At 64.2% G+C, this 14,546-nt stretch carries 17 protein-coding genes; 10 read left to right on the top strand and 7 right to left on the bottom strand.

The window, feature by feature from the left end; all coding sequences use genetic code 11:
* Nucleotides 1-148: 148 nt before the first annotated feature.
* Nucleotides 149-535: a DUF2794 domain-containing protein gene (locus tag AC1DPX_RS05470; RefSeq protein ID WP_027055166.1), complete on the top strand. Its 387-nt coding sequence runs from the start codon at nt 149-151 to the stop codon at nt 533-535.
* A 100-nt stretch (nt 536-635) separates the two neighbouring features.
* Here AC1DPX_RS05470 and AC1DPX_RS05465 read toward each other — a convergent pair whose 3' ends face one another.
* From AC1DPX_RS05465 to AC1DPX_RS05450, 4 genes are all read right to left on the bottom strand, one after another.
* Nucleotides 636-1,220, bottom strand: a complete 585-nt coding sequence (locus AC1DPX_RS05465; RefSeq protein ID WP_477235112.1) for an N-acetyltransferase family protein — start codon at nt 1,218-1,220, stop codon at nt 636-638.
* Between the two features lie 108 nt (nt 1,221-1,328).
* Nucleotides 1,329-2,102, bottom strand: a complete 774-nt coding sequence (locus tag AC1DPX_RS05460; RefSeq protein ID WP_477235110.1) for a Bax inhibitor-1/YccA family protein — start codon at nt 2,100-2,102, stop codon at nt 1,329-1,331.
* A 228-nt stretch (nt 2,103-2,330) separates the two neighbouring features.
* Nucleotides 2,331-4,880: an ABC transporter permease gene (locus tag AC1DPX_RS05455; protein WP_477235108.1), complete on the bottom strand. Its 2,550-nt coding sequence runs from the start codon at nt 4,878-4,880 to the stop codon at nt 2,331-2,333.
* Entirely contained in the window at nt 4,880-5,575 is a 696-nt protein-coding gene (locus AC1DPX_RS05450; protein WP_477235106.1) for an ABC transporter ATP-binding protein, read from the bottom strand. Before AC1DPX_RS05450 ends, AC1DPX_RS05455 begins: the two co-directional genes overlap by 1 nt.
* 88 nt (nt 5,576-5,663) lie before the next feature.
* Here AC1DPX_RS05450 and AC1DPX_RS05445 point away from each other — a divergent pair, with 88 nt between their 5' ends.
* Both AC1DPX_RS05445 and thpR read left to right on the top strand, forming a co-directional pair.
* The gene (locus AC1DPX_RS05445; protein WP_477235104.1) at nt 5,664-6,308 is read left to right on the top strand and encodes an arylesterase; all 645 of its coding nucleotides are present in this window, start codon (nt 5,664-5,666) and stop codon (nt 6,306-6,308) included.
* Between the two features lie 128 nt (nt 6,309-6,436).
* A complete protein-coding gene (gene thpR, locus AC1DPX_RS05440; protein WP_202357165.1) occupies nt 6,437-7,033 on the top strand; it encodes an RNA 2',3'-cyclic phosphodiesterase in 597 nt (198 codons plus the stop codon).
* Here thpR and AC1DPX_RS05435 read toward each other — a convergent pair.
* Nucleotides 6,937-7,443, bottom strand: a complete 507-nt coding sequence (locus AC1DPX_RS05435) for a low molecular weight protein-tyrosine-phosphatase (RefSeq protein WP_202357164.1) — start codon at nt 7,441-7,443, stop codon at nt 6,937-6,939. The genes thpR and AC1DPX_RS05435 overlap by 97 nt on opposite strands.
* A gap of 103 nt (nt 7,444-7,546) precedes the next feature.
* Here AC1DPX_RS05435 and AC1DPX_RS05430 point away from each other — a divergent pair, with 103 nt between their 5' ends.
* From AC1DPX_RS05430 to AC1DPX_RS05420, 3 genes are all read left to right on the top strand, one after another.
* Entirely contained in the window at nt 7,547-7,843 is a 297-nt protein-coding gene (locus tag AC1DPX_RS05430) for a 4a-hydroxytetrahydrobiopterin dehydratase (protein ID WP_477235102.1), read from the top strand.
* A gap of 127 nt (nt 7,844-7,970) precedes the next feature.
* A complete protein-coding gene (locus AC1DPX_RS05425) occupies nt 7,971-8,333 on the top strand; it encodes a YkvA family protein (protein WP_202357162.1) in 363 nt (120 codons plus the stop codon).
* A gap of 274 nt (nt 8,334-8,607) precedes the next feature.
* Nucleotides 8,608-9,111 (top strand): invasion associated locus B family protein, encoded by a 504-nt coding sequence (locus AC1DPX_RS05420; protein WP_095774831.1) that lies wholly within the window; start codon nt 8,608-8,610, stop codon nt 9,109-9,111.
* A gap of 54 nt (nt 9,112-9,165) precedes the next feature.
* Here the strand turns inward: AC1DPX_RS05420 and AC1DPX_RS05415 are convergent, their stop codons facing one another.
* Nucleotides 9,166-10,521 carry a chloride channel protein gene (locus AC1DPX_RS05415; RefSeq protein WP_477235101.1) on the bottom strand — a complete coding sequence of 452 codons (1,356 nt, stop codon included), beginning with the start codon at nt 10,519-10,521 and terminating at the stop codon, nt 9,166-9,168.
* A 208-nt stretch (nt 10,522-10,729) separates the two neighbouring features.
* Here AC1DPX_RS05415 and rlmN point away from each other — a divergent pair, with 208 nt between their 5' ends.
* The 4 genes from rlmN (at nt 10,730) to AC1DPX_RS05395 (ending at nt 13,801) form a co-directional block, all read left to right on the top strand.
* Nucleotides 10,730-11,962 (top strand): dual-specificity RNA methyltransferase RlmN, encoded by a 1,233-nt coding sequence (gene rlmN / locus AC1DPX_RS05410; RefSeq protein WP_202357160.1) that lies wholly within the window; start codon nt 10,730-10,732, stop codon nt 11,960-11,962.
* Nucleotides 11,959-12,408: a hypothetical protein gene (locus AC1DPX_RS05405; protein WP_477235099.1), complete on the top strand. Its 450-nt coding sequence runs from the start codon at nt 11,959-11,961 to the stop codon at nt 12,406-12,408. Before rlmN ends, AC1DPX_RS05405 begins: the two co-directional genes overlap by 4 nt.
* Before the next feature lie 288 nt (nt 12,409-12,696).
* Nucleotides 12,697-13,236: a hypothetical protein gene (locus AC1DPX_RS05400; protein WP_477235097.1), complete on the top strand. Its 540-nt coding sequence runs from the start codon at nt 12,697-12,699 to the stop codon at nt 13,234-13,236.
* A gap of 82 nt (nt 13,237-13,318) precedes the next feature.
* Complete coding sequence (locus tag AC1DPX_RS05395; protein WP_202357157.1) at nt 13,319-13,801, top strand: hypothetical protein; 483 nt, start codon at nt 13,319-13,321, stop codon at nt 13,799-13,801.
* Here AC1DPX_RS05395 and AC1DPX_RS05390 read toward each other — a convergent pair.
* Nucleotides 13,773-14,414, bottom strand: a complete 642-nt coding sequence (locus AC1DPX_RS05390; RefSeq protein ID WP_010912379.1) for a LysE family translocator — start codon at nt 14,412-14,414, stop codon at nt 13,773-13,775. The genes AC1DPX_RS05395 and AC1DPX_RS05390 overlap by 29 nt on opposite strands.
* Between the last annotated feature and the right edge of the window lie 132 nt (nt 14,415-14,546).

The following is a 14,546-nucleotide window of genomic DNA, read 5'->3' as shown; positions in this document are numbered from 1 at the left end:
AAGCATCACCAATTCCAACATGCGGTTTGCAAACGTGACTGGACGTGACCGAAACGGCGCGCCGCCGCCGCCGCTTCGCCGGCTCTTGCAATTGCCGCACGAAGGGGCCAATTTTGGTTGGCAAAGATTCATTTTGAAGGATCGAGGCATGACTGACGACAGCGGCGGGACGGGGGATGGTGACGCATCCGCAATATTAATCCCGCTGCACGAGGCGCGCAGCGCACGCCTCGACCAGCCGGTGCGCTTCGACCGGCGTGAACTGGACCAGATCCTCAGGCTCTACGGACGCATGGTCGCCGCCAATGAATGGCGCGACTACGCCATCGATCATCTGACCGACCGGGCGGTGTTTTCCGTCTTCCGCCGCGCCAGCGAAGTGCCGCTGTTCCAGATCGTCAAGGATCCGAAACTGGCGCGCAAGCAGGGCGCCTTCGCGGTCATCGCCGCAGGCGGCCGCATCCTCAAGCGCGGCCAGGAGCTCGGCCGCGTGCTCGGCGTCTTCGACAGCAAGCTGAGAGTGGTCGAGGCGTGAAGGGGAACTGGGGAATTGAAGAATTGAGGAATTGAGGAATTGAGGAATTGAGGCGCTAAACACCTGATATTATTTCATTTTTCTTCAGTCCTTCAATTCCTCAGTTCTTCAATTCCTCTTTCCCTCCCCGAAACTTCCGTTCCGGCAGCGAGGCCGGATCGGGCGGCAGCGTCGCCCCGCCGTTCAGCGACAGCTGCATGAACACCGTGTCCAGCCAGCGCCCATGCTTGTAGCCGGAACCTTCGAGCCGGCCTGAATGGCGAAAGCCGAGCTTTTCGTGCAGCCTGACCGAGGCGCTGTCGGCATGGCCGTCGCCGATCACCGCTACGATCTGGCGAAAGCCCGCCGCCTGGGCCGTCGCGATCAAGGCCTGCATCAGCATGAGTCCCACACCCTGGCCCTTGGCTTCAGGCGCGACATAGACCGAATCCTCGACGACGAAGCGATAGGCCGGGCGCGGCCGGAAGTCGCCGGCATAGGCATAGCCGAGCACGGCGCCGGCCTTTTCCGCCACCAGATAGGGAAAGCCGCCGTCCGTGAGCGTGGCGAATCGCGTGCCCATCTCGGCGCGGCTTGGCGGCTCTAGTTCGTAGCTCGCCGTGCCATGCGTCACCGCATCGGCATAGATTTCGGTGATGGCGTCGAGGTCGGCCGCGCTGGCCGCCCGAATCACGATATTGCTCATTTCTTATGCAAGCCTTCCATGTGCCTGCGATAACAGCAAAGTCCGACGCAAAAGAAAAGGGCGGCCGTTGGGCCGCCCTTTCCAAACCCGATGGTCCAGTCAGACCCCTTAGCGGCGGTCGCCCATGAACTGCAGCAGGAACATGAACAGGTTGATGAAGTCGAGATAGAGCCTCAGCGCGCCCATGATGGCCTTGCGGCCGGCGACATCCGAAGCATCACCGTCGAAATACATCTCCTTGATCTTCTGCGTGTCGTAGGCGGTGAGGCCGGCGAAGACCAGCACGCCGATTGCCGAGACGGCGAAGGACAGAGCCGACGACTGCAGGAAGATGTTGATGACCGACGCGATGATGATGCCGAACACGCCCATGATCAGGAACGAACCCATCGCCGTCAGGTCGCGCTTGGTCGTGTAGCCGAACAGCGACAGTGCACCGAAGGCGGCGGCGGTGGCGAAGAAGGTCTGCGAGATGCTGGCTGGCGTGTAGATCAGGAAGATCGACGACAGCGACAGGCCGACGAGGCCGGCATAGACCCAGAACGTCGTCTGCGCCGCAGCAACGCTCATCGACTGGACGCGGAACGATAGGAACATCACAGCAGCCAGCGGGGCAAAGATCACCACCCACTTCAACGGCGAACCGAAGATCGCAACGCCAAAAGAGGTCAACATCTCGCCAGTCGGCAGCGTTGCGACAGCCGAGGCCGGATCGGTGGTGGTGGCCAGCATGATCGTGCCGACGGCGGCAAGGCCGGTGATGAGGAGGCCAAGCCCCATCAGATTGTAGACCTTGATCATATAGGCGCGCAGACCCTGATCGATGTCGGCGCGGACGCCGGGCACCGCCGACGTCTGATAGTTGCGAATGGGATCAGCCATTGGAATCCTCTATTGCTTCTGCCCCGTCCGGTGTCGGGCCTCTTGCGGACCCAGGCGCCGCTGGCGGGGCTCCAGCATGCCTATGGCGAAATATGATGGTTATTCGCGTCAAGAACAAGACCGTAACCGGATGTAACGGTTCGTGAGAGGCCGAAAGGCCGATTCCCGGGCTTTGCAACCGGGATCCTTACCAAGTTTTAATCGGGAATGGCCGCTCCGGCCCTTAGATTACAGATCGCGCAGCACCGGCGCCGCCTTGTGGCCGAGCACCCGCCAGGTGCCGGCGAGACCGATGCCGACCGTGATCACCAGCGCAAAGACGATGGTCGCCACCGCCACCTCCGGCATGAAATGCGACGGCAGGGTCATGATGCGCGCGACAATGTACCAGGCCGCGATGCCGCCGGCGGCAAGCGCGAAGATGGCCGTCGCCAATCCGATCAGCATGTATTCGAGGGAAAATGCCGTGATCAGCGTTCGCCTGGTGGCGCCTAGCGTCTTCAGCACCACAGCGTCATGGATGCGTGCGCGGTTGCCGGCGGCAAGCGCACCGGCCAGCACCAGAACCGAAGCGATCAGCGCGACGCCGGCCGCCGCGCGGATCGCCGTGCCGAGTTGGCCGACCAGCCGGTTGACGACATCGAGCGCATCCTTGACCCGCACCGTCGTCACCGCCGGAAAGGCGCGGGTGACGGCATTGAGGATGCGCGCATCGTCGGCCGTGGTGGCGCTCTTTTCAGTCAGCGTCGCCATCCAGCCATGCGGCGCGCCGGCGAATGTGTTGGGCGAGAACACCATGACGAAATTGATGCCCATGGTTTCCCATTGGACCTGGCGGAAATTGGCGATCCTGGCCGTCACATTGCGGCCGAGCACATTGACGGTGACGGTGTCGCCGAGCTTCAGCCCGATCTCCTGGCCTTCATGCGCCGAGAAGGAAACCAGCGGCTCGCCGGCATAATTGTCCGGCCACCATTTACCCTCGGTCAGCGTCGCGTTTTCCGGCTGCCTGGCGTCATAGGTCAGGCCGCGGTCGCCTTTCAGCACCCAGGCGCCTTCCGCCGGCACCTTGACCTTGTCGACATCGACGCCGTTGAGCGCCATCACCCGGCCGCGCAGCATCGGCACCTTGGCCAGCGTCCCCTTTGGCGCTTCCTTGCCGATCAGCGCCGAGAACGCGTCGACATCGCTGCCCTGGATGTCGACGAAGAAGAAGTTCGGCGCTCGCTCCGGCAGGCTGCCCGAGATCTGTTGTCTGAGATTCCCGTCGATCAGCGCCAGCGTCACCAGAAGCGTCAGCCCGAGCCCCAGCGACAGCACCACCGACGGCGTCAAGGCACCCGGCCGGTGGATGTTTCCGACGGCGAGCCTGAGCGCCACGAAGCGCACGCGCGGGCTTTTTCTTGCCGCCCATTGCACCAGCGCGCCGACCAGGCGCAACACCAGGAAAGCGAAGATGGTGGCGCCGACGAAGATCGAGGCGATGCGCTGATCGCCCGAGAACAGGATGGCGAGCGCCGCCAAGAGCAGCGCGATGCCGAGCGCCGACGCGAAATAGACGGGGCGCGGCTGGCCGCGGCCTTCCAGGCCCATCTCGCGGAACAGTGCTGTCGCCGGCACGTCGCGGGCGCGGCCGAGCGGCAGCAGCGCGAAGGCCAGCGTCACCAGCAGGCCGAACAGCGCCGCCATGGCGAGCGCGCCGGGATAGAAGCCGCCCTCCGCCGGCACCGGGATGACGGATTGGAGCGCGGCACTCGCCACGAACGGCATCAGCGCGCCGAGCACGAGACCGAGCACAATGCCAAGGGCTGCGATGATCAGGATCTGCACGAGATAGACGGCAAAGACGAAGCCGCCGGAAGCGCCCAGGCTCTTGAAGGTGGCGATGACGCCGCGCTTGCCGTCGAGATAGGCGCGCACCGCATTGGCGACGCCGACGCCGCCGACCACCAGCGCCGTCAGCCCGACCAGTGTCAGGAATTGCGAGAAGCGTTCGATGTTGGACGACAGCGCGGGCGCCGCATTGCTGCGCGTGCGGATCGACCAGCCGGCCTCGGGAAAATCCTTCGCCGCCTGATCCTGGATGGCCTTGAGCCGCGCTTCGTCGGCATCGGCGGGCAGCCGGATCTTGTAGGCGTTTTCGACCAGGCTGCCCGGCTGCACCAGCCCGGTGGCCGCCAGGCCTTCGGTCGAGATCATCAGCCTTGGCGCGAAGCCGAACCCGTCGGACACGGCATCCGGCTCGGTGACCAGCCTGGCGCGCAATTCGAAGGTCGCGGTGCCGAGCTTCAGCCGATCGCCGGGCTTGAGATGCAGCCGTTCGAACAACAGATCGGGGGCGGCCGCGCCGAAGACGCCGAATTCTTCGCCGAACAGTTCCTGCTTCGACAGCCTCGGTTCGGTTTCCAGCGCGCCATAGAGTGGATAGGCGTCGTCGACCGCCTTGGCCTCGACCAGCGCCTGGTCCGAACCGTCGGCGAAGCGCGCCATCGAGCGCATGCTGGCAGTGCGCGAAACGCTGCCGAGCCCATCGAGGAAGCCGCGCTCGGCCTGGCTGGCGTCGCGTTGGTTGATCTGGAAGCGCAGATCGCCGCCGAGCAGCGTTTGCCCCTGGTCGGCGACGCCGGCGCTGATCGAACGGGCAACCGAATTGACGCCGCCGATCGCCGCCACGCCGAGCGCGATGCAGGCAAGGAAGATCAGGAAGCCGGACAGGCCGCCGCGCATTTCCCTGAGCGAGAAGCGGACAGCGAGTTTCAGCGTCTGCGCCAGCGGCATCAGGCGGTGACCTTCAAGGGCGCCGGAGTTTCGATCCGGCCCGAGCGCATCGAAACCTGCCGCGAACAGCGCGCCGCGAGCGCGGGATCGTGGGTGACCAGCACCAGCGTCATGCCGCGCTCGGCCGCCTTGGCGAACAGGAGGTCGGCGACCTGCCGCCCGGTCGCTTGGTCGAGATTGCCGGTCGGCTCGTCGGCGATGAGGATGCGCGGCGACGGCGCCAGCGCCCGGGCGATCGCCACCCGTTGCTGCTCGCCGCCGGAGAGTTCGCCGGGATAGTGGGTGACGCGGTCGGAGAGGCCGACCGCCGCCAGTTCGCGCGCCGCCACCGAAAACGGATCGGCATGGCCGGCCAGCTCCAACGGCACCGCGACATTTTCCAGCGCCGTCATGTTGGGGATGAGGTGGAAGGACTGGAAGACGATGCCAATGTTTCGGCCACGAAACGAAGCAATCTGGTCCTCGCTTTTGCCGTTGAGCAGCTCGCCAGCGATTCGTACCATACCCGAATCGACCCGTTCCAGGCCTGCCAGCACCATCAGCAATGTCGACTTGCCGGACCCCGACGGACCGACAATGCCGGTCGCCTCGCCGCGCGCCACTTCGAGGCTGACGCCCTTCAGCACATGGACCGACGAAGCGCCTTCGCCGAGCGTCAGGGATACGTCTTTCAGCGCGATGACGGCTTCTGTCAAAATGAAAGTGTCCTATATGCAACGTGAAGGCTCTGCTTGCCGGAAGCCGTCGCCCGGAAGTATCTTTTGGTCATATGGGGCCTGCCGCATGTCTTTCAAACGCCAGATAGCCGCAGGCTTGATCCTTTTCCTCGCCCTTTGCGGCGCCATTTCGTCGGCGCGGGCCGAGCCCTTCAAGATCGTCGGCTTCGGTGACAGCCTGATGGCGGGCTACGGTCTCGGGCCCGGCGAGGGTTTTACCGACAAGCTCCAGGCCGCCCTGCGCGCCAAGGGCCGTGACGTGACCGTCGCCAATGCCGGTGTCTCCGGCGACACCACCAGCGGCGGCCTGGCGCGGCTCGACTGGTCGGTGCCGGACGGAACGCAGCTGGTCATCCTCGAACTCGGCGCCAACGACATGCTGCGCGGCGTCTTGCCCGATATCGCCAGGAACAATCTCGACGAGATGCTGGGCAAGCTCAAGCAACGCAAGATCGCCGTGCTGCTGGCCGGCATGCGCACCGCCCCCAATCTCGGCGCCGACTACCAGTCCGCCTTCGACCCCATCTTTCCGCAGCTGGCGAAAAAATACGATGTCGCGCTCTACCCGTTCTTCCTCGATGGCGTCGTCGGCGAGCCCGGCATGCAACTCGAGGATGGCCTGCATCCGAGCGCCAAAGGGGTCGACCTGATGGTCGAGCGCATCCTGCCGACGGTCGAGAAGGCCATTGCGGCAGTGCCCGGAGGCGGCTGAGGTCGGCGGGAACCGCTTTCCGTTAGGGAAGTTTTTAGCAAGGCCTGTGACCAATAAACCTCTTGCTCCGTCAGGCTATCGATGATTCGCTATAGGTGACAGTTCGATTCGAGGAAGGGAGGCTCTTCATGCCGCGTCTTTTCACCGCCCTCGAAATTCCGCGTGATGCCGCCCTTTCGCTGTCCCTGCTCCGGGGCGGCCTGCCCGGGGCCCGCTGGATCGATGTCGAAAACTACCATCTGACGCTGCGCTTCATCGGCGATGTCCCCGGTCACGTAGCCGATGAGATCGCCAACGCGCTCGACCGCGTCCACCGCCCGTCCTTCTCGCTGACCTTGTCCGGTGTCGGCGCTTTCGGCCAGAAAAAGCCGCATGCCGTGTGGGCCGGCGCCTCCGCCTCGCCCGATCTGGCGGCGCTTCAGGGCGAGATCGAGCGCATCTGCCAGCGGCTCGGCATCCCTGCCGATCCGCGCAAGTTCATGCCGCATGTCACGCTGGCGCGGCTGCGCAACTCGAGCCCGCTGGATGTCGCGCAATATCTGTCGGCGCGCGGCAATTTCTCGACGCTGCCCTTCCGCATCGGCCGCTTCGTCCTGATGTCGTCGCGCGATTCGGTCGGCGGCGGCCCCTATATCGTCGAGGAAGCTTGGCCGCTGTCGGGCAACGATGCCCGCGCCGCCAGCCGTGTCGCCAGCGCCTCCGACGCTTCACGGATCATGCGGTAGACCTCGGCGAAGGCCTCCGGCCCGTCATAATAGGGATCGGGCACGTCACGCGCCTGTCCATGCGCGAACTCCAGAAACAGGTGCACCCGGTCCCGCGCGGGCGCCAGCGCCTTGAGATCGGCGACATTCGAGCGGTCCATGCCGAGGATCAGGTCGAAACGGGAGAAATCCTGCGGCGTGACCTTGCGTGCCCTCTGCCCGGAAATGTCGATGCCGTGACGCAAGGCCACCGCGATCGAGCGTGGATCGGGCGCCGAGCCGACCTCCCAGCCGCTGGTCGCGGCCGAATCGAGCAGCATATCCCGGCCCCGCTCGGCCAGGACGGCGCGAAAGACGCCCTCGGCCAGCGGCGACCGGCAGATGTTGCCGAGACAGACGAACAGAATGGAATTTATGGGCTTCATGCTCATTCGATATGCGCCGTTTGTGCATTTGGAACCCCAAAACGCAAAGCACTTCTGGGCGACTTGCACTATGGTGAGGGTCAAATTCGAAATAGCACGGGAACTCATCATGACGAGAGAAAAACTCAGCAGGGACGCCATCACCGCAGCCCTTGCCGAACTCGGCGGCTGGTCGCTGGCCACGGACGGCGCCTCGATCAAGCGCAGTTTCGTCTTCAAGAATTTTTCCGAAGCCTTCGCCTTCATGACCCGCGTCGCGCTGGCCGCCGAGAAGATGGACCACCACCCCGACTGGTCAAATGTCTACAAGACCGTGGACGTCACGCTGAACACCCATGACGCCGGCGGCGTCACGGCGCTCGACATCGAACTGGCGAAGAAGATGAACCGCTATTTCGGCGGCTGAGTGTACGCTTGGCCGTGTACGGGACGCCAAATCGGCGCCGGCATCTTGCAGCCGGGTCCGGCTTTCACCACATTTTCCTTCGCGAGGCATGCGCCAGGACGCGCATGAGACCCGCAAGGAGTGATTGATGGCGCAACAACCCGGTTTTGATTTCTTCGGCTTTGGCGACAGGCTGGGCGGCGAGAGCGAAGTGCGCGAGAAATTCTGGCGCACCGCCAAGAAGGCCGCGCGGCAGATCCCGTTCATGGAAGAGGTCGTCGCCGCTTATTACTGCGCCATGGACAAGAACACCCCGCTGCGCGCCAAGGGCATATTGGTGGCGGCGCTCGGCTATTTCGTCCTGCCGGTGGACCTCATCCCCGACTTCATCTTTGGCCTCGGTTTCACCGACGACATCGCCGTGCTGACCGCCGCGATCACCGCTGTCAGCGCCCACATCACGCCGGCCCATCGCCAGGCCGCCAAGGACGCCATCGCCGACAAGGGCTGAGCGTCGGCACGCGGCGCCAGGCCTGTGCATGGAGGCGTTTGTCGGCGCGGTTGAAAAGTCAAACTCTTGCCGCTTTCGTGGCCTCCAAGTCGCCCAAGGGACGTCGCGCCGGCTGCTGACAAGGCGGCGGCGCGGGAATGGCGGCGGTTTCCTGGGGTGAACGTCCTTTTCTTGAGGGAAATTCACCGTTTGGTAACCCAGATTAAATCAAAATAAAGCGACGGCAGGACGCCATGCGGCCCGCCTCCGCACCATTTGGAATACGGGAAAGACGATGCGCGGATTGATAGCACTGGTTTCAAGTCTGGTCCTGGTGGCCTCGGCAGCGCCTGTTCTGGCGCAGCAGGCGACCAAGATCGGCCAGCACAATGCCTGGGGCACCTACAGCTACCAGGCATCGGGCGGCAAGGTCTGCTACGTGCTCACCGTGCCGACCGACAAGCAGCCGCCGACGCTCGACCATGGCGACATGTTCTTCTTCGTCAGCCAGCGTCCCGGCCAGCAGGTGTCCTACGAGCCGCAATTCATCGCCGGCTACAATTTCCAGGAAGGCTCCAAGGCCACCGTCACCATCGACAAGAAGTCCTTCTCGATGTTCACCCGCGGCAAGTCGGCCTGGGTCGAGAACGCCGCCGAGGAACCTGTGCTGATCGCCGCCATGAAGACCGGCACCGACATGAAGGTGACGGCGAAGTCCGGCCGCGGCAATCCCACCTCCTATGTCTTCTCGCTGAAGGGCATTTCGGCGGCGCTGACGTCGATCGCCAAGTGCAAATAGGCAAAGCCACGTTTTGAAATGAAAGGCCGGGCCACCAAGCCCGGCCTTTTTCTTTCAGCCGTGGCCCGATCCCGGTTCCGCCTCCGCCCGCCGGCGCCGGATCGCCTCGGCGATGAAGACGCGCGACAGCGCGTGATAGAGCGGCTCGTGCGAGATCATGCGCGCCGTGCCGTAGCCCAGCATCGAGGTGAGCATCAGCGCGATGACATTGTCGTGATTGCCGGTCATTTCCAGGATGATGACGAAGGCCGTCATCGGCGCCTGCACGACGCCGGCGAAATAGCCGGCCATGCCGAGCAGCGCGGCGGCCCCCGCGCTGGCCCCGAACAGCAGCCCGAGCGAACTGCCGATGCCAGCGCCGACCGCCAGCGACGGCGCGAAGATGCCGCCGGGAATGCCCGAGACCATCGACAGCAGACCAGCCGCGAATTTCTCGGCAAAGAAGAACCATGGCAGTGGCGCACCTTCGACGGCGCCGCGCGCCTGCGCATAGCCGGTGCCGAAGGTCAGCCCGCCCGAGGCGATGCCGATCGCCGCCACGCCGAGCCCGCAGACGGCGGCCACCAGCAGCGCGCGAGCCAAGGGCTGCTGCGTGCGCCAGCGCCGGATCCGCCGCGTTGTCTTCAGCGCCAGCAGCGAGAACAGCGCGCCGAAGCCGCCGCCGATGACGCCGCAGCCAAGCACCAGCGGCCACTCGGCGCCAAACGCGATCGTCTCCTTCGAGACGCCGAAATAGGTGTAATTGCCGAGCAGCCCGAGCGAGGCGAGGCCGGCCAGGATCACCGCCGTCAGCACCAGCCCGTTGGTGCGCGCCTCATAGGTGCGGCCCATCTCTTCGATCGCGAAGACGATGCCGGCCAGCGGCGTGTTGAAGGCGGCGGCGATGCCGGCGGCCGAGCCGGCCAGGATCAGGCCGCGCGCCTGCGCCATGCCGCCCCAGCGCGCCGCCTGCAGCATCAGCGAGGCACCGACCTGCACGGTCGGGCCCTCGCGGCCGATCGAAGCGCCGCAGAACAGGCCGACGATGGTGAGCGCGATCTTGCCCGCCGCCAGCCGCAACGACAGAAGATGGTTGCGATCGTCGTCTTCGCGCAGATGGCGGGCGGCGATCGCCTGCGGAATGCCGCTGCCTTGCGAGCCGGGGAAGAAGGCATGGGCGAGCCATGCGCACAGGACGAAGCCGAGCGGCGTGATCGCAAGGGGCAGATAGGAACGCCAGCCGCCGCCATCGCCGATCACAGCATGGAACAGCGCCTGCGCCTTGTCGGCCAGCACCGCGAACAGCACGCTGATGACGCCGATCGACACCGCGCCGGCCCAGAAAACCAGCCGCGGCTGCCACACGCGCCGCGAGCCCCACATGGCGCGTGAGCGCCGAAACAGGGGATGTTTTCGCGATGTGGCGGGCATGTCGATCCTCGGGATGGGGGAAATAGGACAGTAAGGCAGTTAAGGAAGTCAGGCCAACCTACTGCCCTACTGCCCTACTGCCCTACTGCCTTATTGCCCTATTCCCCTACCCCGGCATGACTCTGCCCTCAACCTGTGCTATGCGCCGCGCTTCAGTTCCCGGCACGATGGATGAAATCGGCCGCAAACCGCTTATATCAGTGCGATCATGACCCTTTCCTTCGACCTCACCACTGAGGGTGCCCGCGACGCGTTGCGCGCCCGAGCCGCGCCCGAGAAGCCGTCGCTGATCGGCCTGACGCGCGCCGAGCTCGCGGAGGCGCTCGTCGCGTCCGGCATCGTGCCGGAGCGCCAGGCCAAGATGCGCGCCCAGCAGCTCTGGCACTGGATGTATGTGCGCGGCGTCTCCGACTTCGCCGGCATGTTCAACATCTCCAAGGACCTGCGCGCCGAGCTCGACAAGCATTTCACCGTCGCGCGGCCCGAGATCGTCGAGGAGCAGATCTCTTCCGACGGCACCCGCAAATGGCTGTTCCGCTTCCCGCCGCGCGGCGCCGGCCGGCCGGTCGAGATCGAGACCGTCTATATCCCCGAGGAAGGCCGCGGCACGCTCTGCATCTCCTCGCAGGTCGGCTGCACGCTGACCTGCTCGTTCTGCCATACCGGCACGCAGAAGCTGGTGCGCAACCTGACGGCGGAAGAGATTCTGGCCCAATTGCTCACCGCCCGCGACCGGCTCGGCGACTTCCCCGACCGAGACACGCCGGACGGCGCCATCGTGCCGGCCGAGGGCCGCAAGGTGTCCAACATCGTCATGATGGGCATGGGCGAGCCGCTCTACAATTTCGAGGCGGTGAAGAAGGCGCTGCTGATCGCTTCCGACGGCGACGGGCTTTCCCTGTCGAAGCGGCGCATCACGCTGTCGACCTCTGGCGTCGTGCCCGAGATTTTCCGCACCGGCGAGGAGATCGGCGTCATGCTGGCGATCTCGCTGCATGCCACCAATGACGATCTGCGCGACTTGCTGGTGCCGATCAACAAGAAGTATCCGCTGAAGGAACTGATCGCCGCCTGCCGCGCCTATCCCGGCCTGTCGAACGCCAAGCGCATCACCTTCGAATACGTGATGCTGAAGGACGTCAACGATTCCATCGAGGACGCCAAGGGTCTGATCAAGCTGCTCAAGGGCATTCCGGCCAAGATCAACCTGATCCCGTTCAACCCGTGGCCGGGCACCAACTACCAGTGCTCGGACTGGGAGACGATCGAGAAATTCGCCGATTACATCAACAATGCCGGCTATGCCTCGCCGATCCGCACGCCGCGCGGCCGCGACATCCTCGCCGCCTGCGGCCAGCTGAAGTCGGAATCCGAGCGCATGCGAAAAGTGGACCGGCTGGCGCTGGAAGCCATGATGATCGCGGGGCACGGCGAGGCGTGAGCCGTCTCGTCGCTGGGTTCAAGCGCTTTGTCGTGATAGCCGTCGGTTACATCGCCGGCGTGCTGACCTCTATCCTGGTGCCGGTGCTGCTGATCACGCTGCTGGAAGGGATCGAATACGGCAACTGGTCGCTGGTTTTCACCTTCGACTGGCTGGGGTCCTTCCCGCTCGCCGTGCTGACGGTGGCGGTCTGCGCGCTGGTGATCGTCGGCCCGGCGATCCTGGTCGCCGAATGGCTTTCGCTGCGGGGATGGTTTTATTTCGCGGTCACGGGCGCGATCACCTCCATCGCCTTTGGCGTTCTCGTCCCGGGCTCGGCCGGAGGCTTTGTGTTCAATCCGGGCTTTCTCGGCTTTCTCGCCACGGCCGGCACCGCCGCCGGTTCGGTCTACTGGCTCTTGGCCGGGCACAAATCCGGCCGTCTCACACGCCGCGATCTGGAGTAGATCGCCTTTGCGCCGCCTTCGGGGGCGCTGAACAAAACAACCCTCGATTCCGCATTCCCGACCATCCTGCTGATGAAGTTACGCGTTGCTCCCACTTTTCTTTCTCCACAATCCGAAGGCCGGCGGTTCATCGATCAAACAAATGCTCGAATCCGTGTACCCTCCCGACGCTATTGCCCCGCAAATAGAGAATACGCCTCAGCAATATCGCGACCTCGGCAGAAATTATTCCGCTTCAAGGGGTATGAATACTATGCCGGGCACTATGGGTATTGCGTCTTCGAAGAGGTGAACGACGGGCATGCCCTGGTCACGAACTTCAGAAATCCGGTGTCCCGCATCTTCTCGCTCTACAATTTCTGGAGAAAGAATGTTCCCGAAAGCTATCTCGAGCAGATGCTCGAGGTCGACGCCGCACCTGTAAGAGAGGCCAGAACCAAGTCTTTTTCAGAGTTTATCCGGAGCGAGAACCCGAATCTGCGCCTATACATGGACAACGCGCATTATCGCCAGATACTGGACACGTGGTACGTCGACCGCGCCCCCATCTGGTCGGATTTCACGAAGGTGCTCAAGCGGATCATCGGCATGAAGTGGTTCTTTGTCACCGAGTTCTCCGGGCTGTCCCAGGTCGCCCTGAGGCGGGCATTTCCCGAGGCCGGGTTTTCGAATATTCCGGTCACGAACGAATCGAGGGACAAGCAGTCTCAGGACAGTCCGTCCGGCAAGGACGTGATTTATCTGATCAGAAGAAATAGCGTGGACTTTGCGATCTATGTCTTTGCGGTCGCTCTGCTGATCTGGCGAATTCGCCCTGGCTCACGATGATGCGTCAGGACCGAAGATCGTTGGCAAGAGAAGGGTTTCTCGCCGGACGCAGGTCCGGCAAGATTGAAGGACACGGCCTGGCATGACCCGCTTCGTTTCCTACCTCGTGCGCTTTGCCATGATCCTGTTCGGTTACGCCGTCGCCTCGCTGGCGGCGAGCGCCTTCCTCAACGTCCTGTTCCTGGCCTCGCTCGGCTATACGCCCGACCACACGCATGCGACGGCGACGGCTTCGCTGTATTTCTCGATTCCCCTCGTCGCCTTGTTCGTCGCCTATTTCGCCTTCCTGCCGGCGGTGATCGTCATCCTGCTTGCCGAAATCCTCGGCCGGCGCGACTGGCTGTACTACGCGCTGGCGGGTGCGGTGGTGGCGGCCGTTTTCCTCGGCCTGGTCGATCACGCGCCCGATTCCACCTTCGCGGTCACCGACACCAGCGCCATCATGGCGGTGATCGGCGGCGGCATGGTCGGCGGCATCTTCTACTGGCTGAGCGCCGGGCGCTGGGCCGGAAGCTGGTGGAAGGAGGCGAACGCGCCTACTTCGCCTGGGCCGTCAGGATCTTGAGCGCGAAGGCCGAGAACACACCGGCGAAGAGATAGTCCACCACGCGCGTGACACGCGGGCTGGCCTTCATCGCCGCCGAGAATTTCTCCGCCGCCAGCACCATCGGTGCCGTCACCGGGATCGACAGCACGATGAACATCAAGCCCAGGAAGAACAGCTTTCCCGGCGCGTGCGGATCATGGGCGGAGACGAACTGCGGCAGGAAGGTCATGAAGAACAGGATGATCTTCGGGTTGAGCAGATTGACGCCGAGCCCCGCCGCCCAGCTGCGCAGCAGCGAGATCTGCGGGCCTGTCTTCTTTTCCGGCGAGAAGGCCGAGCCCTTGGCGATCGCCTGCCAGGCCAGGAAGACGAGATAGCCGGCGCCAAAGATCTTCAGCACGAAGAAGGCCATCGGCGAGGCGACGATCAGCGCTGAGACGCCGACCACCACCAGCGTGGTGTGGATCAGCGTGCCGCACAGCGCGCCGGCCATCGAGGCAAAGCCGGTGGCGCGCCCCTGGCTCAGCGTGCGCGAGACGAACAAGGTCATGTCGGGACCAGGCGTGATCGCCAGGATGACCGTGGCGATGGCGAACTGGATCAGCGTGGCGGTGTCGGGAATGAAGGACATGGCGGGCCCCTGGAAACGCCTAGGCCTATACAGGATGCGCGGCGGCGGCGCCAGATAAAGCGTTGATCCAGCGAGGCAATCGCCTCAGCGGTTGCAGTTTTCCAGCCTATGGCCAAGCCGTTGCAAAGGGGA

The organism is Mesorhizobium sp. 01N446 (assembly GCF_056399285.1).
Note: the sequence above shows the minus strand (reverse complement) of the source record. Positions and strands in the feature narration are given on the sequence as shown.